Source organism: Fictibacillus barbaricus (genome assembly GCF_031457135.1).
GTDB lineage: Bacteria > Bacillota > Bacilli > Bacillales > Fictibacillaceae > Fictibacillus > Fictibacillus barbaricus_A.
This window is the reverse complement of sequence record NZ_JAVDWA010000003.1, coordinates 588,954-609,145: the sequence shown is the minus strand read 5'-3', so window position 1 is coordinate 609,145 and position 20,192 is coordinate 588,954. Positions and strand designations below refer to the sequence as shown.

Sequence of the window (20,192 nt, the reverse complement as noted above, 5' to 3'; positions counted from 1 at the left end):
ATGATACAATTAATTTAAGTAAACTATGTTATATAACAGTGTGTGCAAAAAAGTTTATCTTTCGTGTTTTCCGATACAACGCTCACACTCATAAAGATAAGATTCATGCTGTTCTTCGATTTCACAACCACACTCTGTACAGATTTTCTTAGGCATGTTGCGGTAAAATTCTAGATAATTTTTCATTTTAAATTCCTCCCTGGATTTGTTTTGATTTGATTAATAGCATTGTATTATAACAGTTTATAAAATGCAACGGCTGTTATATAATTATTTTTAATTTTTGCTTATTTTGAGGCAAATGACCCATCGTTTTGACATGTTCAAACAAATAATTCAATAATTTTATTCTCAATCACCATCTCTGTTATAAAACAGATCATAAAATAGTGGTTTATTGAATTTTTCGAAAATAATGCTTACAATGATTACATTCAAATTAGGCGTGGTGATGGTATTGAAAATAGATGATACAGATCGAAAAATATTAGAACTCCTTACAAGGGATGGAAGGATGTCATATGCCGAAATCGGAAAGGAACTCAGTCTTTCGCGAGTTTCAGTACGTGAACGGGTCAATCAGCTAAAGAACGCCGGCATCATCGAGAAATTCAGTGTTGTCATCGATTCCGAAGCGGTTGGAAAAACAGTCTCTGCATTTTTCGAAGTTGATTGCGAACCAGCTTATCTCGTAAAAGTGGCTGAGAAACTCGTAAACAACCCGAGCGTGGCGAGCTGCTATCAAATGACAGGTCCAAGCACGCTGCATATGCACGTTTTAGTAGAAGACTTCCCGTCCCTCGAGAAATTCATCAACAACGAACTCTATGGAATCAAGGGGATATCCCGAGTAGAATCACACATTTTATTAAGACGATTCAAAAGCCGTTCAGGATTGAAATTGTAATAGATAAAAAGATATTTAGGGGAATGAAGATGAAATCAACGGATAAAGGGATCATTCACCAACCTGTTCAGCCGATAAGTAGATGGAAAGAGAAAAAGTTTATGCAGATTCCACGACCGTTTCTCAAAAGGCCATATTTAGATTTATTAATATAGTTGCTTATAATGAGCAGAATTCCGTATTGGAAATCTGCTCTTTTTTTATATAAATGTTTTTAAATAAAAGGTTCTTATTTAAAAGATTGCTGTTACTAATGTTTTTTGGAGAATCCTTCATTGAACAGTTAATTGGAGAGGAAGGGCGAGACTCCTGCAGGATGAGTGGGACAGGTGAGACCAATCAATGTCGCAAGGCGACGATTGGGCTCACCGCACACCCTGCGGAAAGCGAGTCCTGTAACGGAGATTAACCTCATTCAAAAATATCAAGCGCTACGAAAATAGCCTAATAAAAACAAAAACATCCAAATCTACCATTTCCTTTAATGCTTTTCCTGCTTATAATAAAAGTTGTTTGAAAGTTTCATAAATTGAAAGCGTTTTTACAACGAGAGAAAACAGGAGGAAAACTGAATATGGATTATGGTGTTATTTTTTCAATCAGCGTCTACATGATCGGCATGGTGCTTATTGGGCTGTATGCGTATCGAAAAACAAGTAATCTTACCGATTATATGCTTGGCGGGCGAAATTTGGGTCCAGCTGTTACAGCATTAAGTGCCGGTGCATCAGATATGTCGGGATGGCTATTAATGGGGTTGCCCGGGGCTATGTATGCATCCGGTTTGAGCAGCGGGTGGATTGTTGTAGGATTGTGTGCAGGAGCGTATTTAAACTGGCTGTTTGTGGCACCTCGCTTAAGAACGTATACGGAGGTTTCGAATAACTCCATTACGATACCGGATTATTTTGAAAACCGCTTTAAAGACAAATCTCGTATTTTAAGAATCACATCAGCTTTTGTTATTATCATCTTTTTTACTTTTTACTCATCATCAGGGATGGTTGCGGGCGGTCAGCTCTTTGAGACTGCTTTTGGAATGAGCTATCAGTGGGGAATGATTATTACAGCTGGAGTCGTTATTATCTATACATTATTCGGCGGGTTTTTAGCAGTGAGCTACACGGATTTCGTTCAGGGAACGATTATGTTTCTTGCGTTAATTCTCGTTCCGGTTGTTACCATCATGCATGTTGGGGGATGGGACGCATCACTTAATGAGATACAAAGTGTGAGTCCAGCACTTCTAGATGCTTTTAAAGGGACAAGCTTAATCGGAATCATCTCATTACTTGCGTGGGGGCTAGGCTATTTTGGCCAGCCGCATATTATCGTTCGTTTTATGGCTATTACTTCTGTAAAAGACATGAAGAGTGCCCGCCGAATCGGCATGGGCTGGATGATCTTTTCGATCGTTGGAGCAATGTTCACAGGACTTGTCGGAATAGCTTACTTCAACCAGGCGGGTACACCGCTTGCAGCATCAAAATCGGAAACGGTCTTTATTTTATTATCTGAAGTCTTGTTCCATCCGATCATTACAGGTTTCTTGTTAGCGGCGATTCTTGCGGCGGTTATGAGTACGATCTCGTCTCAATTGCTCGTCACTTCAAGTGCACTGACAGAAGACTTTTATAAAGCGTTCGTAAAACGTTCAGCATCTGATAAGGAGCTTGTGTTTGTCGGCCGTTTAGCTGTATTAGTCGTTGCGTTGATTGCCTTTGTTATGGCTCTTAACCCGAGCGAAACCATCCTCAATCTTGTTGGTTATGCATGGGCAGGGTTTGGAGCTGCATTCGGACCTGTTGTTATCTTGAGTTTATATTGGAAGCGCATGACGAAATGGGCAGCGTTTGCCGGAATCGTAGTCGGAGCCATCACCGTTATTGTGTGGGAGCTGATTCCAAGATTTGCGGACGTTTATGAAATCATTCCAGGATTCATTGTGTGTACCATTACAATCTTCGTAGTCAGTCTTTTAACAAAAGCGCCAAGTGCAGAAATCAACAGAGAATTTGAAGAAGCACAGCGATTAGTTTCGTAATAAAAACTGAGAACCTTTCTGAATGCAGAGAGGTTCTTTTTTGTGACAAGATATCAACCCATTAGATTCGTTAAAAAGTATTGAAAAAAATACGTTCCAATACAGCTAAAGCTCGTAACTAAAAGAGCGATCGATAAATAGGGATTGTAATGAGGTTCTTTTCTCGAACGCCATAAAAAAACAATAGATAAAATAAAACTAAAAATAAAGAGTGCTAACCATAATCGTCCTAAAGGGAACAATCCGAAATTTATTAAAAAATCGGCTATGTAAATTAAATTCATCAGCAGTAAAAGGCTAAAGAAAAACTTATTCATATCAATACCTTCGTTCCTTTTTTAACTATATATTACCATGTGCGCAATTTATATAAGGAAATATATTTTTCGTTAATTAAAAAGGGTTGTTGCTGGCCAAATTCTCTTTTCTTAAAATGGATTGTATTAACAAATTTGTATATTTATTTCTTCTGGTTTGGTTTACTATTAATTAGGCAGAGGAGGTTTTCACATGAGATGGAAAGATTATCCGCAAAACATTAAAGTTCGTTTAATTACGTCATTTTTTAACCGGGCAGTGTCGTCAGCGGTTATGCCTTTTATGGCTTTATTTTTCGCGCAGGAAAAGGATAAAGTCTGGGCAGGAACGTTTTTATTATTTACCGTTATCGTTAGTTTTTTTGTTAATTTAATCGGGGGCTATATTTCAGATCGCTTCAATCGAAAGAAAGTACTGCTTCTCACATCCGCACTAAGTGCTATCATGTTTTTTGTTATGACGATTAGTTTGTATCCTCAGGACAATATCATCTGGCTGTTTGCTTTTGCTTATGTGATGTTCGTAATAACGAGCAGCCTTGGCCGACCAGCGATGCATGCCATCATTATTGATTCGACCACGCCTGAAAATCGAAAGGCAGTCTATGCCATCGAGTACTGGCTCGTCAATTTATCTATGGCTATCGGAGCGGCACTAGGAGGCTTGTTGTTCATAAACTATCAGATGGAGTTATTTGTCTTACTTACAGTAACTTCTACTAGTCTTCCCATCGCCTATAAAATCTGGCTCATAGACGAGCATAAAGAACGCTTAGAAAAAAAGCATCAGAACGTAATCATCGATTTGATCCAAAACTACAAAATTGCCTTTCAAGATATCCCATTCGTAAAAACCGTGATCGGTATGACCTTTATTATGGCAGCGGAGTTTACGTTGAACAGCTATATTGGTGTTCGGCTTGCAGAGTCGTTTAAGCCTATACATATTGGGGGTTTTGAATTAGCAGGTGTACGGATGCTGAGTATACTTAATATCGAGAACATGCTTTTAGTTGTATGCTTTACCTTTCTCGTAAACAATTGGACAGACCGGTTTAGCCGTCCAAAGGTGCTGCTTTTAGGGCTTGTATTGTATGCAATTGGCTATTCTGTTATCACATCAGCAAACGTATGGTACATTCTCATCCTTTTTAGTTTAATTGCCACATTGGGTGAACTGATCTATTCGCCAGTCATGAACACCGAGCAAGCCAACATGATTCCGGCAGATAAAAGAGGGTCGTACTCAGCCTTCTCTAACATTTCATTTAGCGGTGCAGATTTCTTAGCCCGCGGAAGCATTATCCTCGGAGCGTATTTAATGCCAATGATGATGTCAGTCTATATCGGGATCACTATAATGTGCGGGATGTTTTTAGCGTATACAGGGCTGTTTGTGAAAAGAACAATATACAGCAATACTGCTATAAACAACTCAAGTAGTTAACATGTGAGGGAACTTCTAATTACAGGAAGTTTCCTTATTTTTGTTCAGCTTTCCACTTCATATAATCTTCTTTTAGGCAATTACCGCATGGGCGATAACCAGCTTCAATTGCATCCTGTTCATTTGCAAAAAAGACACGGTATTTCACATATCCGCCTTTTGCGATCGCGCTTAGAGCGGAAGAACAGTCCAATCTGCCATAGATTTTACTTTTTCGATGACCGCCAAAAAGACCCCTGGTTTCACTTTCGTAAAAAGTCTGATTCCCCCCTAATAGCTTAAATGTCATTTTGTTAGTTGTCGTTACGTCGTGATGATTCAATAAAACAACCTCCTTTTAAACTGAATCGATTATTCTTAAAAATTCACCGCATAACTTCCTAAACCTACTTCTTTTTCTAATAGTATAGAAAATATTCTGAATTTATTTTATAATCAGTAACAATATACAAATAAACCGAATGTTAATCAATTTTGAATAATACCCTAACAAATGATTTGCTAACTACTTATGAGAGGTGAAAATATTGAACGAGACGATAAAAGAATCAACAAAAACACTTCCGTACCATAAACAAAACTATCCATACGGATCTCAGCGGATGACGGTTTATGCCAAAAAAGGAATGGTGGCGACATCACAGCCACTTGCGGCACAAGCGGGATTGGATATCCTGAAAAAAGGCGGGAACGCGATTGATGCAGCTATCGCGACAGCGGCTTGTTTAACCGTTGTGGAGCCAACTTCGAACGGAATCGGCGGAGATGCGTTTGCCCTTGTCTGGACAAAAGGAAAACTTCACGGATTAAACGCTAGCGGACCAGCGCCAAAAGGCATTTCGATTGAAGAGGTAAAAAAGGCAGGACACGAAAAGATGCCGAAGTATGGCTGGGTGCCCGTGACGGTTCCTGGAGCACCTGCCGCATGGGCTGAGTTATCGAGCCGATTCGGGAAACTTTCGTTTGAAGAAGTGTTGAAACCGGCCATTTCATACGCGGAAGATGGTTATCCATTAACTCCGATCCTCGGAAAGTACTGGAAACGTGCGTACGAAATTTTTAAGAAAGAGCTAAAAGGAAAGGAATTCAACGCGTGGTTTGAGACGTTTGCACCAGATGGACGTGCCCCGGAAGTCGGTGAACTGTGGCGATCGCCAGGTCATGCTGAAACGTTAAAAGAAATTGCGAAAACAAATGCCGAATCCTTTTACCGAGGTGCTCTGGCACAGAAAATGGGTGAAGCGTCAGCGGATCACGGCGGATTTTTAACGAGTGATGACTTAGCCGGTTTTTACCCAGAGTGGGTGGATCCGATCAAAGTGAACTATCGTGGGTATGACGTGTGGGAAATTCCGCCAAACGGCCAGGGAATCGTTGCGTTGATGGCACTTAACACCCTTAAAGGATTTGATTTTACAGAAAAAGAATCAGCGGAAACATATCATAAACAGATTGAAGCGATTAAGCTGGCATTTGTGGACGCAAAAAAATATGTAACAGATCCCACGAGAATGAAAGTTTCAGTGGAAGGGTTATTATCGGAAAAATATGCGGAGGAAAGACGGAGCTTAATCGGTGTAAATGCAATCCAGCCGGAGCCTGGGCGGCCGCCGAGGGGGGGGACCGTCTATTTAGCGACAGCCGATGAAGGAGGCAACATGGTATCGTTCATCCAGAGCAACTATATGGGATTCGGTTCAGGAATCGTTGTACCGGAAACGGGGATATCGCTGCAAAACAGAGGTCATGATTTTTCACTCGATCCGGATCATGACAACGCATTGGAACCTGGAAAAAGAACGTATCATACGATTATTCCTGGCTTTTTAACGAAAGAGGATGAAGCAGTAGGGCCATTTGGCGTGATGGGAGGCTACATGCAGCCGCAAGGACATGTCCAAGTAATCATGAACGCCATCGACTTTCATCTGAATCCGCAATCCACACTTGATGCACCGCGCTGGCAATGGATCGAGAATAAAAAGGTTATGGTGGAACGCACAGTTCCAGCACACATCGCAGACGAACTAGCAAGAAGAGGGCATGAGGTACAGGTTGCGATGGACTCCGGCAATTTCGGAAGAGGACAGATTATCTGGAGAGATCCAGTGACTGGCGTGCTGGCTGGCGGAACAGAGGCTAGAACGGACGGATCAATCGCCGCATGGTAAAAAAGAATTGGCATCTCTTTGTCGCTTTTTTCCGAAGCGGCATGCTCGGCTACGGAGGAGGTCCCTCTTCTATCCCTCTCGTGCATAAAGAAGTAGTCGGAACGTTTAAATGGATGAACGATGAAGAATTCAGTGATGTACTCGCCCTCGCCAATGCCCTTCCTGGCCCAATCGCAACAAAAATGGCCGGGTATATAGGTTACCGAGTAGCAGGTGTTTTCGGGGTATTGTCAGCAGTTATCGCAGCAACACTTCCGACCATTATTTTAATGGTCATACTGCTCACATCGCTCCGTGAATACAAGGACCAGCCGTGGGTGATCGGGATGACTAAAGGCGTCGTCCCGGTAGTTGGTGTCATGCTTGCTGTACTCACATGGCAGTTTTTCCAGAATTCAAGAAAAAGCCTTGGATTCAAGGTGAGCCTCGTCCATGTTGTGATTGGTTTTATTTTGCTGCAGCTGTTAGGCGTCCATCCTGGAATTATCATCGGCGGATTGCTTTTATATGCATTGCTTAGCCCATCTAAACATAAAAACAAAGATACAGAAAAAGTCAGAGGAGGCGAAAGAACAGGATGATTTATTGGCACATCTTTCTCGCCTTTTTTCTCCCAGGCATATTAGGTTACGGCGGCGGACCGGCTTCCATTCCTCTCATTGAAAATGAAGTCGTGGATCGTTACCACTGGCTGTCCGTTAATGATTTTACTGAAGTTCTCGCCCTCGGAAACGCTTTGCCAGGACCAATCGCGACAAAAATGGCGGGTTATATCGGCTACCATGAAGGAGGGGTACTCGGTTCGTTCGTCGGTGTTTTTGCCTCTATCGCACCATCGCTACTTTTAATGGTCGCTTTTCTTGGCTTGGTTTACAAATTCAAGGACTCGCCTCGTGTAAAAAACATGAGTACGTACGTGAAGCCTACGATTGCTGTGCTCCTTGGAATCATGGCGTATCAGTTTTTTTCTGAATCCTATAAAGGGACCGGCTGGATGCACACGCTATTTCTCGCAGCTGCGAGCTACGTGCTGATGGAAAGATTGAAAGTCTCTCCTGTATTTGTGATTATCGGGTCACTCGGGTATGGCGCGATCTTCTTAGCTTAATGCAGAACCTTTAAAAGAGGTTCTGTTTTTTGCTGATGTTTATTTTTCAAGGCTCTTTTCTAAAAGATTGTTGCCTTTAGGTCAAAGAGACTTCATTGATAAGTTGATTGTAGTGAAAGGTGCGAGACTCCTCGAAAATGAACTTCACATTTTCTTCGTGCGATATATTGCGGCCGTTGCCTTCCTTGTCTTGCGGGATCAGGGTGACAGGAGAGACTTCATAGGCGCAATTAGCTAGCTCACCTTACCCCTCGCGGAAAGCGAGCATCCTGAAATGGAAATCAACCACTTCTAGAAGCAACAAAGAATACGAAAACTGCCTTTTTTTAAACAACTTTTCAAAGCTCTCGTTGTATAATGAAAGTAATTTAATTTTAACGGGAAAGAGGTAATCATCATGAGACCTATTTTATTAGGAATTGCAGCAGCCTTTTTCTTTGGAGTCACGTTCTTATTGAACCGATCCATGGATTTAGCAGGCGGCAGCTGGCATTGGAGCGCGTCACTCCGCTTTTTTTATATGGTACCGCTGTTAGGGATAATCGTATGGGTGCGAGGGAATGTCCGTCCTGTTTTTCAGGAATTACGGTCGCGGTTCGGTGTATGGTTTTTATGGAGTTCAGTCGGTTTTGTCCTCTTTTATGCGCCGATTACATATGCAGCCGGCTTTGGGGAGGCATGGCTATTAGCTTCAACGTGGCAAATTACAATTGTTGCAGGATCACTGCTTGTCCCGTTTTTTTATGACGGAAATGACAAACAAGAAGCAAAAGGAAAACTAATTCGGCAGAAGATTCCTTTTAAAGGACTAGGATTCTCATTGTTGATTCTAGCAGGAGTTGGGCTCGTTCAGTTTCATGACGCAAATGGAGTTAACCTCTCATTATTGCTTCATGTTGTTCTTCCAGTGATTGTTGCAGCAGTGGCTTATCCGCTCGGAAACCGAAAAATGATGATCGAGACAAACAAGAGGCTAGACGCATTTCAGCGGGCATTCGGTATGACGATCGCTTCCCTTCCATGGTGGATCGTTCTCGCAGTTATCGGCTGGGTGCAAAGTGGACCGCCAACATCCGGTCAGTTATGGCAGACATTCCTTGTTGCCGTTTCGTCAGGCGTAATTGCGACAGTACTCTTTTTCCAGGCAACCGATTTATGCAGCAATGATCCTGTGAAACTAGCAGGTGTTGAAGCGACGCAATCTGCAGAAATTGTTTTTGTACTGTTAGGAGAAATGTGGCTGCTTTCTGTTGCAACCCCGACGTTATTGTCTTTAATTGGGGTAGCTGTCATTATGATTGGTATGTTTTTACACAGTTATTTCGGAAAATCAAAACCGATTGAAAAAAAACCTATGAATCTTGCAAATTGATGATTAAAAAAAATCCAGCTGGGAATAGTAGTACTACCCCCCCTTTTTATATAGTAACTTTAGCAGCCGTTGCCCGTAGCAGCGGTTGTTTTTTTGTGTAAAAATAAACCGTTTTATTTGTGCACCAGATGTCGGATAATTAGATTCAAACCCTGTTAATTTAGATGTTGAAAGGAGGTTAGGTAAAATGGATTCGCTGAAAAAATTAAACGAAGCATTAAGTTATATCGAGGAAAATCTTATTGGCGATGTGGACTATAAGGAAGCAGCAAAGATCGCTTATTGTTCTGAGTATCACTTCAAGAGAATGTTTTCCTTTCTGGCAGGTGTACCATTGTCTGAATACATTCGGCGAAGACGTCTCACTCTTGCGGCATTTGAGCTTAACAACCGTTCAATCCGAGTAATAGATGTTGCGATAAAATACGGATACAACTCACCAGATTCTTTTACAAAAGCTTTTCAGAGTCTGCATGGAATCACACCTTCGGAAGCGAGAAGAAATGGTCATTCCTTAAAAGCCTTTCCGCGCCTAACCTTTCAACTAACGATAAAAGGGGAGAGCGAAATGAAGTACCGTATCGTCGAAAAAGAAGCATTTAAAATCGTGGGCTTTAAAAAGAGGGTTCCAATCGTTTTTGAAGGAGTAAATCCGGTGATTGCAGCCATGTGGCAAAATTTAAAACCTGCTGAAATCGTTCAGCTTAAGAGTCTATCAAATATAGAACCAATGGGGTTAATCAGTGCATCCACAAACTTTTCCGAAGGTCGGATGGAGGAAAAAGGAGAGCTTGATCATTACATTGGTGCGGCAACGACTCAGGCATGTCCTGAACATTTTGAAATGCTGGATGTTGCTGCTTCAACATGGGCTGTATTTGAAGTGGTTGGGCTGTTCCCTGATACATTGCAAAATGTGTGGGGACGAGTTTATTCCGAATGGTTCCCTTCATCGAACTTTGAGCAGGCGGAAGGACCGGAAATCCTGTGGAACGAGCATAAGGATATAACCTCTTCAACATTTAAAAGTGAAATATGGATCCCCGTATTGAAAAAGTAAAATAGAATTTATAAGGCTGTTTTCGCATACTTTATTGCTTTTGAATGATGTTAATTTCCTCTGCAGTGGCTCGCTTTCCGCGGGGCGTGCGGTGAGCCCATTCGTCGCTTTACGACATTGAATGGTCTCTCCTGTCCCACTAATCCCGCAGGACAAGGAAAGCTTCGGCAGCGTTATATCGCACGAAGAAAATGTGAAGTTCATTTTCGAGGAGTCTCGCCCTTCCGATCCAATTAACTTTTCTATGAAGATTTTCTTTAAAAAGTCTGAGTAGCAACAAACTTTTAGAAAAGAACTATTTAAAAAACAAGCTTGAAAGTGGAAAAACACTCACTTTTGAGCTGTTTTTTTTGTGAGGCATAGGTTTTGTGTAAAAAGCATTCTTCGTAAAGTGATCTCAAACAATGGCATCAAAAAGACCCAAAAGAATGATCTTTTGGGTTATACCTTTATTGATTTAGAATATCTTTCAGCTTGCTTTGCCACTTATCGTCATCCAATATGATTTGAAACGAGATGCGGCGGTTTTTTTGCAGTGCTTCAGCTGTGTTTCCTTTTGCAATCGGCTTATATTCGCTATATCCGGTTGCGGCCAAATACTGTGCATACTCCTTTTTCGCGAGTTTCGGGTTTGCTTTTCCGAGATAGTCTACGACCGCGACCGCTCGCTGTGTGGATAGCGACCAGTTGTCATACGGAACAGAATCGGTGTGTCCTTCTATTAGAATGATGTAGAGGTATTTGCTCATATCTTTTTCTTCAATAATAGCGGCGAGTGCATCAGCAAGTGGATCGAGCACTTTTTTTCCTTTTTCCGAAATCTCCGCGCTTCCGGTATCAAATAAAATATTGCCCTCTACCGAAATGGTGTTGTTCGGTCCGCGAATGATTTTATCTTTTCCGACGTTTTCTTCAAGCTGTTTTTGAATGAGGTCTGATATGTGCTTTTTCACCTCGGCTACTTGACCAAGTTCGCGCTTGATCTGTGCCTGGTCATACGCGTTGTAAATGCTCTGAACGTAGGCGAGTATAGCGATGAACACCATGACGAGCACCATCATGGCCATCATATCGGTAAAACTCGGCCAAAAAATCTCACTTGTCTCTTGATCCTCTTTATGAAAATACGATTGCCGCGCTTTCATCCCGGTCACCGTCTCCTAGTGATGATGGGAGCTCGGTCATCTTCTACATATTGCGCTTGCCGCGGTTCCCTTGATTCATAAACCACTTGTGAGGGCTGGTTCATGGCAGCTTGATAGATGCGATGCAGCAGATGATGCATGTCAGAAAGGGTGCGGTTGTTGTCCGTGATGCTGCGGGTTAAGCCCTGATACAAGTTCTCGAGAGTTCGGGAAAGCTCGCGCATGTCATCTTCACGTCCGTGCTGATTTTGCGCGTTGTTTAAAATTGTGCCGAGCTGACGGCTTTGACTGTCCATGATGCTGCGGACTTGGTCGGTAAAATCGCGCTTCACATGTTCGACAGCTCCATAAAATCCTTTTTCAAGCTGCTGAACGCTCGAAGCAAAGTCTGCAGAGGCTCTGCCGTATTCCCCTTGCTTTTCGGAATAGCGGTAATACCACTCGTCTTGCTTTTGGGCTAGCCGGTTTTCGAGATTTTCGTGCTGTGTTTGATAGTGCTGAAGCTGTTCTTGCATGCCGCGAAGCAGGTTTTGGGCATGTTCCTCAGACCGTCTCTGTGATTCTTGTAAAACTTTATCAGAACGCTGCATGAGCTGTTCAAACTTTTGCTGACCTTGTGTATGCCGGTCGTTTGCTACCTTCATCTGCTGCTCGAACGCCGAAATGTTTTGTGCGAGTGCGTTAATGCTGGAATCGACTGTCTTTTGAATGGTGCCGAGTTCTTTCGTCGTTTCGTTAAAACGGTTGCCGAATTGATCCAGCTGTGTGGCTGAAGCGGCAAAGCGTTCGGAATGCTGGCGCTGTGCCTCGAAAATGCCGTTCACATCTTCCATTGCTTTTTGAAGACCGGCTGTAAAGTTTACCATTTGCGAAGCGAACTCACCGAGTGTTTTATCAAACGAACTTTCAACACGCGCAGCAAGCCGGTCAAGCAGTCGTTCCACTGAATCCTGCGGTTTGTCGTTGATGAGCAAGCTGTTGAAATGATGATCCAAATACACTTCACAATCGGATAAAAGCTTCCCTTGTTTATAAGAAAGGGAAGAGCCTTGTGAAAAAAAGCCCGTCTGAATCAAGTTCAGAAAAAGAGCGGCAGTAATACCAGCAATACTTGTGAAAAAAGCAACGCTCATTCCTTTAAAAGGAGCGGTTAAAGAAGAGATGATGGAATTCAGGGTAAGATTGGAATCAGCAGGCTGTGTGCCTAGCGTCATTAACGTATCTTGCATCGATAAAAGGGAGAGGGTAAGCCCGATAAACGTACCGAGTACACCGAGAATAATGGTGAAAGAGGGAAGCTGGCTGAGAAAGCGCTGGATGTTTCCGACCGGGACTCTGAATACACCAAGTACCGGGATTTTTTCGTTGTAAAGATGTTTTTCAATCAAGGCCTGCGTGTTCAACTGAGGAACACCCGCAAGATGAAATTGTTTGTAATCAGTGGTAACGCGTTGTATCCAGTGTGAATACGGCTGCTGCTCAGGATGTGTTTCCAGTTGCTGCAGCTCCTTGCTCCATTTTCGAAAATAAAAGGTTGTCTGCGTATATCCCACAATTCCCACAAAAGCTAAAATCCCAATGGCCGCGACAACAATTACGGTAATTTGATCCATTATGCCACCCCTCAAGAAGTCTCGTCTTACTGATAAATATGTCCTAACTGCGGGAAATATTTTGGGAAATGGGGTCTGACCCCAAAGAAATACAAAAACCCCGTAATTGTCCACTTCAGGTGGACAATTACGGGGTTCATTTCACTCAATATATTCTAATGAAATTTTATTCGTCTTTACCAACTTCATCGATAACGATAGGCTCAGCACCTTTTTTCTTTTCCACTAGAGCATTATAAAACGAGGCATACGTTGCGCTCATGTATGGATAGATCCAGATAAAGCCGATACCAACCGTAATCAGACCTAAAATAACCCATCCAATAAAGCTCAATTGAAGTACAAAAAACTTCCACTTGTAACCATGCATCAATTTTCGGCTTTCCGTAATCGCCGCATTAATTCCCATTTTCGGATTATCTTTATAAACAAAGTACGTTTGAGAGTAAGCGAATGCTTTAATGATCCCTGGGATGATCAATAATAATGACCATAAAATAACATAAATCATCATCAACAAATACGTGCCTAAAAGTTTGAGGTACATGCTGATCTCAGAAAATGCTTGAAATAATCCTGAAATCTTAACTCGCTCACCTGTACGAATCAATGATAGAAACAACCATGAATAACCGACCGATAAAGGTAGTAAAACGAGTGTGATGATAAAAGTACTAGCGGATTGGCCATTTTCATTACTTGTCGTGTTCATCCAATTATCATATCCACCGCTTAGCTTCATTTCGATAATCATCGGTATTACAACATAAATCGCAGCAAATACCAAAGTAACCAATGCTGCAGCAAACCATTGGCCTTTTAATTGTTGTTTTGCTTCTGTCTTAAAATCTCTAATTTTCATTGATCTTCACCTTTCCTTGTCTCTACATTCGAGTGTATACTACTATCCTTATTGTTGAAAGATGCATTTTATGGATGAATCTATCCAATTTACTAAAACATGCCACTTGTATAAACTGTAACTATCAGGAATTTAATTCATAAAAAAAGGGGGGGATAACGTGAAAAATATGGAGAGAAGTCATGAGCCGGTTCTTTTATTTGACGGAGTATGCAACCTTTGTAACTCAAGCGTGCAATTCATATTAAAACATGAAAAAGAAGAAAAATTGAAATTTGCCGCCATTCAATCAGAATCGGGAAAGGAATTGTTATCGCACCATCACATTGATCCCACACGAACAGATTCCGTTATTTTCATCGAAAACGACAAAGTTTATTTCATGTCAGATGCAGTCCTGACGCTTACTCGGTATTTAAATTTCCCTTGGAGCTTCAGTAAGCATTTCCTCATCGTTCCACGCTCATTCAGAGATTTTATTTACAAAAGAATCGCCAAAAACAGATATAGATGGTTTGGCAAGAAAGATAGCTGTATGATTCCGACACCTGCTTTACGAAAAAGATTCCTTGAATAGTTTTGCGGGCAAATTTTCATAGGACAAGAAATCCCCGTAATAAAATAAAACAAAAAAGAAAAAGGGGATTATTTTTATGGGGCTAAAAGTCTTGTTCTTTGGTGACGTAGGAATTGATGATACAATCGCACTAACCTACGCCTATTTGACTGACAAAATCGATATCGTCGGTGTTGTCGCTGACTATGGAAATGTCTCAAGAGAAAAAACGGTGACAAACGTTCATTATTTAGCAAAATTATTTCATTTTCCGAGCGAAGTAAAGATTATCGGCGGGGCAGAAGTGCCTATGACAGGTGAAGAGCCCATATTTTATCCAGAAGTGCACGGAGAATATGGATTAGGACCAATTGAACCTGGCGTTTATGAAGGTGTAATTGAAAATTTTTTTGAAATCGTAAATTTGATAAATAAATACGAGAATGAATTAATCATTGTAAATGCAGGAAGGCTCACTTCGCTTGCAACAATGTTCATTTTATTTCAGTCATTAATGAAGAAAGTGAAAGCATTCTATATTATGGGCGGCGCGTTCATGGTTCCAGGGAACGTAACCCCCGTGTCCGAGGCGAACTTTCATGCCGACCCGATAGCTGTGAGAGTCGTTCTTACGTATGCAGAGAATGTAACCATCATCCCTTTGAATGTGACGAATCGCGCAATCGTAACACCTGAAATGGTGAATTACATCGATTATAAAGGGAAAGCACCAGTCCTCAAGCCTTTGCTGGACTTTTATTTTAAATTCTATAAAAAAACGAATCCTAGTATTTTAGGCAGTCCTGTTCATGATGCTATTACTTTAATGGCACCGATTCGGGAGGATATGTTTACTTTTAAAAGCCTGCCTGTCCATATTGTCCTAAGGGATGAAATGATCGCCAGGGGACAAAGCATCGCAGATATAAGACCGTATGTAAAAATTGCAGAGAACGAGAAAAAACATAGAATTGCGTTTGATTTTGATTATCCGAAGTTCTTCAATGATTTTATGAGTGTTATGACAGGAGAGGAATTTCGATAAAAAAAGCCAAATAAAAAACCGAAGCGTCCGATTGGCAAAACAGACATCTCCGGTTAAACGTTTATAGGATTAAGCACATTCTCTAATTTGATCAAGTTTATTGAGTTTTTCATCTAAAATCTGACTTAGCTGGACTAAGAGCGGGTCAGCTAGACTATTAACCTTCTTACTTACTTCATACATGGTCGTGCGAATGGCATCTATTTCTGTAGTTAAGACAAGAGCATTGGTTCGGCTCATGGTCCATACCCCCTCATATATAATACCCACTTCTGCACTATTAAATTCTGTAAAAGTTAATAACATTATACCCCATATTTTGTGTCGAGTCTATCATTTTTTTGTACATATAGGGGGACAGACCCCTAAAAAATACATTTATGCCCAGTTTGTCTTTTTTGAAAAGACAAACTGGACATTTTCTATTAAAAGTTTTGTAGAGTTATGTCGATATACTGTTTGCTGACTTAGAAACTATCAACTTGGAGGAAAAAATGATTAAAAAAAGTTTACAAAGGCAAATTCTTGTGCCTTTTTTATTGTTAATATTAATGACAGGAATCGTTATAAGCTGTGTAGGTTACTTTTTTAGTATGAAAACGACAGTGGATAATTCATCTGCCGATACCTCTGCTAGGATGGTGGATATGAATGAATCACTTGACCGCTTTTTATATAATAATAGTCAATTTGTTTTAGCATATGCGGATGATGCATGGATCAAGCTTTACAAAAAAGGGGACACACCTGATTATATTCTTTCAAAATTCCAAGACTATCAAATTTCAAATGAATCTATTGTGAATAGTTATTTTGTATCCAAGGATAATGGAGTAGTGATGTATCCTGTTCCTGCATCAAAAGTAGAAGACCTTACAACTGCGGATTGGTATCAAAAGTCTAAAGAAAATCCTGAAAAAATAATTTGGGTGGATCCATTTGTTGATAAATCAACAGGGAGACTTGTAGTTAAAGCAGTCAAAGGCATTGAAAATAATGGAGAATTTGTTGGGGTTGCTGCGATAGATATCGCTGTTAGCGATATTTTGACACTGATGCAAAATGTGAAAATCGGGGACTCGGGATATGCCCTTCTCATTGATAATACCGGATCATATATGGTGCATCCAAATCCGAAAATGACAGGTAAAAGTGCTGTAAATGAATCTTTCTATAAAAATATGGAACACAAACAAGGTATTCTAACAAATAAACTTGATGGTGAGGAGCGAGTGATTAGCTACGTTCAAAATGAAACGACTGGCTGGAAACTTGTTGGAACCGTTGCGGTTAGCGAGTTTGAAAGGAAAGCATCCGTCATCTTGCTGCCAATCGGTATTGCTCTTTTAATTACGCTCTTTGTTGCTGCGGTTATTTCAGTACTTGTATCCAGAAAAATCACAAAACCTGTACGCACATTAAAAGAAGCCATGAATGGAATGGAAAATGGAAATTTACAAGTCACCGTTTCAATTGACCGAGAAGATGAGATTGGAGATTTAGCAGATAGCTTTACCAAAATGAGTGAACAAATGAGAAACTTGATTGGTGAGATGGCGCAAATTACAGATCATGTAACAGACGCTTCTCAAACAGTTGTAGCAAGTGCCGAAGAAAATTCAGCAGCCGCAAGCGAAGTGTCAAGAACGATGCAGCAAATAGCTGAGGGTTCCTCTTATCAAGCTGAACTCATGGAAGGAAACGTTCATGCTGCAGGAGTGCTAGCTGACCGCATTTCTCAAGTACAAGAAAAGGGAGAAGCGATCGAAAAAGCAACAAAGCAAATGAATCAGGCATCTGTTGAAGGGGTAAAAAAAGTAACTTTCTTAAAAGAAAAATCTTTACTCACTACTGAAATGACACGAGAAATGACCATTCTATAAAAAAACTGCATGAGACATCTGATAGTGTTCAACAAATTGTTCATGCGATAAGTGAAATCGCAAATCAAACGAATTTGCTAGCATTGAATGCAGCAATTGAGGCAGCTCGAGCTGGGGAATCTGGCAGAGGTTTTGCCGTTGTTGCGGATGAAGTTCGAAAATTAGCAGAACAAACAGAAAAATCATTAAAAGAAATTAGTGTGTTAATCAGTGATATGCAAGCTGTTACACAATCGACCGTGGGGCAAGTTCAGGAAGCTGCAGCGCTTATCTTGGAGCAAAGCGAAGCGGTTGAAGAAACAGAGTACACATTTAAAGGGATCTCTGAGGCTATTCAAGGCAACTCAGAAAAATTACAAGATGTCATTGTATCTGTTGAAGAAATGACGAAGCAAAAAGATCTTTTGTTGGAGAACGCCTCAAATATACTTGCTGTCACACAAGAAACACCCGCTGGTACTGAGGAAGTTTCAGCTTCAACTGAACAACAATCAGCGTCAATGGAACAGTTGAACCAGCTTGCCGAACAACTGGAACAATATGCTGAACAAATGCGCAACCATATTACGAGATTTCAAATCTAGGGGACAGACCCCAGACAAATACAAAAAAGCCGGTTTTGTCTTCTGCAGAAGGACATAACCGGCTTTTTTCATTGCTATGAGTAGCTTTTCTAAAAGTAATAGAGAGTAATTTTACTCGTTTATTACTGCTCTACAACCGGTGTAATTCTGCTTTCTACATAATCTCGATAAAGTGACTTTGAATTTTGAAACTGTTCAAGAATGAATGAGGTATCTAAGAAGGAACATACGGATTGGCTTGCGTAATAACGATAACTGCTCCAAGGGTATTCAAGAGGGTACATAACAAGATCAGCGGTAACAGGATTCATGTGGATATAGCGGCTTGTGTCTAATAAATATGAGCGATCTTCAATTAATTCTGCTCCATATCGACCTTGAAAGACATGGCCAGTGAGCTCGTACTTCTTATTAAAATACATCGCATAAGTTTCGCTCAATTCTTTCATGAAATCACCAGGAGGGGACTGGCAGCATTGAATTTGCAAATGGGTATGATTCGGCATGAGGCAGTAAGAGAATAGTTTAACAGAATACTTCGGAATACAATGGCTAAGGATTTTCAAATAATGATGATAATCTTGATGAGAGTAAAAAAGAGGTTCACGTCGATTACCTCGCGTAGTTACGTGGTAAACAGCATCGGGATACCAAATACGTCTCGTCCTAGGAATGGGATTCACCTCCTTTCCGTTATAGTTCTAGTGTAAAGCTTTTAACTGAATTTGGGAAATGGGGACAGTCCCCAAACAATTTATTTCCTTTACTGTTTTTGAGTAAACCTTCCTTAGGAAATCAAAATTCAAACGATTCAATTTTTCGAATTTCATAATAGCTCATTTTACTCCAATATTTTTCATGACAATTTGTCGATTGCAGAAAACTATTGGGTTATTTTATCGAATTTCCCCGGAAATTTTTTTGCTTTTCGCACCTTTATTGTATATATGACTTCAATCTACATAAAATAACCCCGTATTTTTAAAAACGGAGGTAAGAATATGAACCCTATAAATCCGAATCAATCTAACTCAAATCAAAATAATCTGCCGCAAAATGCAAACAGTTCTGAGTTTGTTCATCAAAACATGCAAACTGGTCAAGTACCTGCTCAATTCAATCACGGAGGCCATGAGCTATTTGATGTTCATGAAATGCTTGGAGGGACGATAGGTACACTTAATCTGTATATGCTTTGCAGAGACCATATTCAAGATGAAGAGCTAAAAACAATGTTAGATCGTCAATATCAGCATATTACGAATGAATACAATGCTTGTGTTCAAGCATTTCAAACCGGCAAAGATCCCTCTATGCCAACTCAATCCTACAAAATGACTCAAGAAAATGATTTTGTTTACGGATTGAGTCCGTCACAGCCCAAAACACCCATTCAAAATGTATCCCAATTAAACGATGAAGCAATCTCGTCGTTAATTCTGGGAACACTTAAATCAAATGCGTCCTTAAGAGCAATGGCAACCTTGGAACTAACCAATCCTGTCCTTCGGCGAGTATTAGCAGACGGAATTCCTAACTGGATCGAGATGGCTTACGAATTATCAATCTGGCAAAATAAAAAGCATTTTTATCAAGTGCCGCAATTAGCTCAGCAAGATATGAATCAAATGATAAATGCTTACGGAAAGGCGCAAACCATGCCGCCGCTGCAATAGCTTAAGTAATTTGAAACGCTTGAGAATGAATTCACTCAAGCGTTTTTTTAACTAATTTGGTTCTCTAAAAATTTTTTTGCCAAGAAAATCACCAATTAAAAATGAAATAAAATTAATGATGATGATAATAAGTGTTCGTACCTTTGTTTCTGGGACATAATAGCTAGCCATGTAATAAACCATACCTACAAAGATTCCAATAAATATCGCTCTGTAAAGTATCATCGAAAATCTCCTAACTCCCTCTAGGAATTGTTGCTTTTTTCATACCAATTTTACCGATTTTGTTGAAAATTTTACCATTTATTCAAACGAAACTGCAAATTCCCATCAAAAGAACTCGACAATGAATTGTTCATTTGCCATAGTGTAATGTGAGAACTTCATTATCGGCGTTTTAGG

At 40.6% G+C, this 20,192-nt stretch carries 21 protein-coding genes; 13 read left to right on the top strand and 8 right to left on the bottom strand.

The genetic code is table 11. From position 1 onward, the window contains the following. Nucleotides 1-54: 54 nt before the first annotated feature. The gene (gene yhfH / locus J2X07_RS12010; protein ID WP_310258944.1) at nt 55-186 is read right to left on the bottom strand and encodes a protein YhfH; all 132 of its coding nucleotides are present in this window, start codon (nt 184-186) and stop codon (nt 55-57) included. A gap of 271 nt (nt 187-457) precedes the next feature. Between yhfH and J2X07_RS12005 the strand changes: the two genes are divergently transcribed. The 3 genes from J2X07_RS12005 (at nt 458) to J2X07_RS11995 (ending at nt 4,715) form a co-directional block, all read left to right on the top strand. Next, nucleotides 458-907, top strand: coding sequence for an Lrp/AsnC family transcriptional regulator (locus tag J2X07_RS12005; protein WP_310258943.1), 450 nt, complete (start codon nt 458-460; stop codon nt 905-907). Nucleotides 908-1,481: 574 nt separating this feature from the next. Beyond that, nucleotides 1,482-2,951, top strand: a complete 1,470-nt coding sequence (putP, locus tag J2X07_RS12000; RefSeq protein ID WP_310258942.1) for a sodium/proline symporter PutP — start codon at nt 1,482-1,484, stop codon at nt 2,949-2,951. 510 nt (nt 2,952-3,461) lie between these two features. Then, entirely contained in the window at nt 3,462-4,715 is a 1,254-nt protein-coding gene (locus tag J2X07_RS11995) for an MDR family MFS transporter (RefSeq protein WP_310258941.1), read from the top strand. A gap of 34 nt (nt 4,716-4,749) precedes the next feature. On the opposite strand, the gene J2X07_RS11990 is transcribed toward J2X07_RS11995, so the two are convergent. After that, complete coding sequence (locus J2X07_RS11990; RefSeq protein ID WP_310258940.1) at nt 4,750-5,037, bottom strand: Ada metal-binding domain-containing protein; 288 nt, start codon at nt 5,035-5,037, stop codon at nt 4,750-4,752. 280 nt (nt 5,038-5,317) lie between these two features. Here J2X07_RS11990 and J2X07_RS11985 point away from each other — a divergent pair, with 280 nt between their 5' ends. The 5 genes from J2X07_RS11985 (at nt 5,318) to J2X07_RS11965 (ending at nt 10,426) form a co-directional block, all read left to right on the top strand. Next, nucleotides 5,318-6,886: a gamma-glutamyltransferase family protein gene (locus J2X07_RS11985; protein ID WP_310259051.1), complete on the top strand. Its 1,569-nt coding sequence runs from the start codon at nt 5,318-5,320 to the stop codon at nt 6,884-6,886. Then, nucleotides 6,880-7,467 carry a chromate transporter gene (locus J2X07_RS11980; protein ID WP_310258939.1) on the top strand — a complete coding sequence of 196 codons (588 nt, stop codon included), beginning with the start codon at nt 6,880-6,882 and terminating at the stop codon, nt 7,465-7,467. Before J2X07_RS11985 ends, J2X07_RS11980 begins: the two co-directional genes overlap by 7 nt. Next, nucleotides 7,464-7,994, top strand: a complete 531-nt coding sequence (locus J2X07_RS11975; protein ID WP_310258938.1) for a chromate transporter — start codon at nt 7,464-7,466, stop codon at nt 7,992-7,994. The genes J2X07_RS11980 and J2X07_RS11975 overlap by 4 nt, the downstream gene beginning before the upstream one ends. 397 nt (nt 7,995-8,391) lie before the next feature. Next, complete coding sequence (locus J2X07_RS11970; protein WP_310258937.1) at nt 8,392-9,366, top strand: DMT family transporter; 975 nt, start codon at nt 8,392-8,394, stop codon at nt 9,364-9,366. Nucleotides 9,367-9,553: 187 nt separating this feature from the next. Beyond that, entirely contained in the window at nt 9,554-10,426 is an 873-nt protein-coding gene (locus J2X07_RS11965) for an AraC family transcriptional regulator (protein WP_310258936.1), read from the top strand. A 449-nt stretch (nt 10,427-10,875) separates the two neighbouring features. Here J2X07_RS11965 and J2X07_RS11960 read toward each other — a convergent pair whose 3' ends face one another. The 3 genes from J2X07_RS11960 to J2X07_RS11950 all read right to left on the bottom strand — a co-directional run bounded on the left by J2X07_RS11960 (nt 10,876) and on the right by J2X07_RS11950 (nt 14,046). After that, nucleotides 10,876-11,571, bottom strand: coding sequence for an OmpA/MotB family protein (locus J2X07_RS11960; protein WP_310258935.1), 696 nt, complete (start codon nt 11,569-11,571; stop codon nt 10,876-10,878). Nucleotides 11,572-11,576: 5 nt separating this feature from the next. Beyond that, complete coding sequence (locus tag J2X07_RS11955; protein ID WP_310258934.1) at nt 11,577-13,184, bottom strand: hypothetical protein; 1,608 nt, start codon at nt 13,182-13,184, stop codon at nt 11,577-11,579. A 166-nt stretch (nt 13,185-13,350) separates the two neighbouring features. After that, entirely contained in the window at nt 13,351-14,046 is a 696-nt protein-coding gene (locus J2X07_RS11950) for a DUF975 family protein (RefSeq protein WP_310258933.1), read from the bottom strand. Nucleotides 14,047-14,215: 169 nt separating this feature from the next. On the opposite strand from J2X07_RS11950, the gene J2X07_RS11945 reads away from it, so the two are divergent. Continuing rightward, nucleotides 14,216-14,623: a thiol-disulfide oxidoreductase DCC family protein gene (locus J2X07_RS11945; protein ID WP_310259049.1), complete on the top strand. Its 408-nt coding sequence runs from the start codon at nt 14,216-14,218 to the stop codon at nt 14,621-14,623. A 76-nt stretch (nt 14,624-14,699) separates the two neighbouring features. Continuing rightward, nucleotides 14,700-15,647 (top strand): nucleoside hydrolase, encoded by a 948-nt coding sequence (locus tag J2X07_RS11940; protein ID WP_310258932.1) that lies wholly within the window; start codon nt 14,700-14,702, stop codon nt 15,645-15,647. Nucleotides 15,648-15,716: 69 nt separating this feature from the next. Here J2X07_RS11940 and J2X07_RS11935 read toward each other — a convergent pair whose 3' ends face one another. Then, nucleotides 15,717-15,887, bottom strand: a complete 171-nt coding sequence (locus J2X07_RS11935) for an aspartyl-phosphate phosphatase Spo0E family protein (protein ID WP_310258931.1) — start codon at nt 15,885-15,887, stop codon at nt 15,717-15,719. A gap of 254 nt (nt 15,888-16,141) precedes the next feature. Between J2X07_RS11935 and J2X07_RS11930 the strand changes: the two genes are divergently transcribed. Continuing rightward, nucleotides 16,142-17,530, top strand: a complete 1,389-nt coding sequence (locus tag J2X07_RS11930) for a methyl-accepting chemotaxis protein (protein WP_310258930.1) — start codon at nt 16,142-16,144, stop codon at nt 17,528-17,530. Continuing rightward, complete coding sequence (locus J2X07_RS11925; protein ID WP_310259047.1) at nt 17,527-18,114, top strand: methyl-accepting chemotaxis protein; 588 nt, start codon at nt 17,527-17,529, stop codon at nt 18,112-18,114. Before J2X07_RS11930 ends, J2X07_RS11925 begins: the two co-directional genes overlap by 4 nt. Before the next feature lie 122 nt (nt 18,115-18,236). Here J2X07_RS11925 and J2X07_RS11920 read toward each other — a convergent pair whose 3' ends face one another. Further along, complete coding sequence (locus J2X07_RS11920; RefSeq protein WP_310258929.1) at nt 18,237-18,797, bottom strand: transposase; 561 nt, start codon at nt 18,795-18,797, stop codon at nt 18,237-18,239. Between the two features lie 318 nt (nt 18,798-19,115). Between J2X07_RS11920 and J2X07_RS11915 the strand changes: the two genes are divergently transcribed. Beyond that, nucleotides 19,116-19,790: a spore coat protein gene (locus J2X07_RS11915; protein ID WP_396194085.1), complete on the top strand. Its 675-nt coding sequence runs from the start codon at nt 19,116-19,118 to the stop codon at nt 19,788-19,790. A 51-nt stretch (nt 19,791-19,841) separates the two neighbouring features. On the opposite strand, the gene J2X07_RS11910 is transcribed toward J2X07_RS11915, so the two are convergent. Further along, a complete protein-coding gene (locus J2X07_RS11910) occupies nt 19,842-20,015 on the bottom strand; it encodes a hypothetical protein (RefSeq protein ID WP_310258928.1) in 174 nt (57 codons plus the stop codon). Between the last annotated feature and the right edge of the window lie 177 nt (nt 20,016-20,192).

What these genes read in the sequence shown, in the direction of transcription:
- yhfH (WP_310258944.1), bottom strand. Translation starts at nt 186, where the DNA reads ATGAAAAATTATCTAGAATTTTACCGCAACATGCCTAAGAAAATCTGT.
- putP (WP_310258942.1), top strand. Translation starts at nt 1,482, where the DNA reads ATGGATTATGGTGTTATTTTTTCAATCAGCGTCTACATGATCGGCATG.
- J2X07_RS11995 (WP_310258941.1), top strand. Translation starts at nt 3,462, where the DNA reads ATGAGATGGAAAGATTATCCGCAAAACATTAAAGTTCGTTTAATTACG.
- J2X07_RS11985 (WP_310259051.1), top strand. Translation starts at nt 5,318, where the DNA reads ATGACGGTTTATGCCAAAAAAGGAATGGTGGCGACATCACAGCCACTT.
- J2X07_RS11980 (WP_310258939.1), top strand. Translation starts at nt 6,880, where the DNA reads ATGGTAAAAAAGAATTGGCATCTCTTTGTCGCTTTTTTCCGAAGCGGC.
- J2X07_RS11975 (WP_310258938.1), top strand. Translation starts at nt 7,464, where the DNA reads ATGATTTATTGGCACATCTTTCTCGCCTTTTTTCTCCCAGGCATATTA.
- J2X07_RS11970 (WP_310258937.1), top strand. Translation starts at nt 8,392, where the DNA reads ATGAGACCTATTTTATTAGGAATTGCAGCAGCCTTTTTCTTTGGAGTC.
- J2X07_RS11965 (WP_310258936.1), top strand. Translation starts at nt 9,554, where the DNA reads ATGGATTCGCTGAAAAAATTAAACGAAGCATTAAGTTATATCGAGGAA.
- J2X07_RS11960 (WP_310258935.1), bottom strand. Translation starts at nt 11,571, where the DNA reads ATGAAAGCGCGGCAATCGTATTTTCATAAAGAGGATCAAGAGACAAGT.
- J2X07_RS11955 (WP_310258934.1), bottom strand. Translation starts at nt 13,184, where the DNA reads ATGGATCAAATTACCGTAATTGTTGTCGCGGCCATTGGGATTTTAGCT.
- J2X07_RS11950 (WP_310258933.1), bottom strand. Translation starts at nt 14,046, where the DNA reads ATGAAAATTAGAGATTTTAAGACAGAAGCAAAACAACAATTAAAAGGC.
- J2X07_RS11945 (WP_310259049.1), top strand. Translation starts at nt 14,216, where the DNA reads ATGGAGAGAAGTCATGAGCCGGTTCTTTTATTTGACGGAGTATGCAAC.
- J2X07_RS11940 (WP_310258932.1), top strand. Translation starts at nt 14,700, where the DNA reads ATGGGGCTAAAAGTCTTGTTCTTTGGTGACGTAGGAATTGATGATACA.
- J2X07_RS11935 (WP_310258931.1), bottom strand. Translation starts at nt 15,887, where the DNA reads ATGAGCCGAACCAATGCTCTTGTCTTAACTACAGAAATAGATGCCATT.
- J2X07_RS11930 (WP_310258930.1), top strand. Translation starts at nt 16,142, where the DNA reads ATGATTAAAAAAAGTTTACAAAGGCAAATTCTTGTGCCTTTTTTATTG.
- J2X07_RS11915 (WP_396194085.1), top strand. Translation starts at nt 19,116, where the DNA reads ATGAACCCTATAAATCCGAATCAATCTAACTCAAATCAAAATAATCTG.
- J2X07_RS11910 (WP_310258928.1), bottom strand. Translation starts at nt 20,015, where the DNA reads ATGATACTTTACAGAGCGATATTTATTGGAATCTTTGTAGGTATGGTT.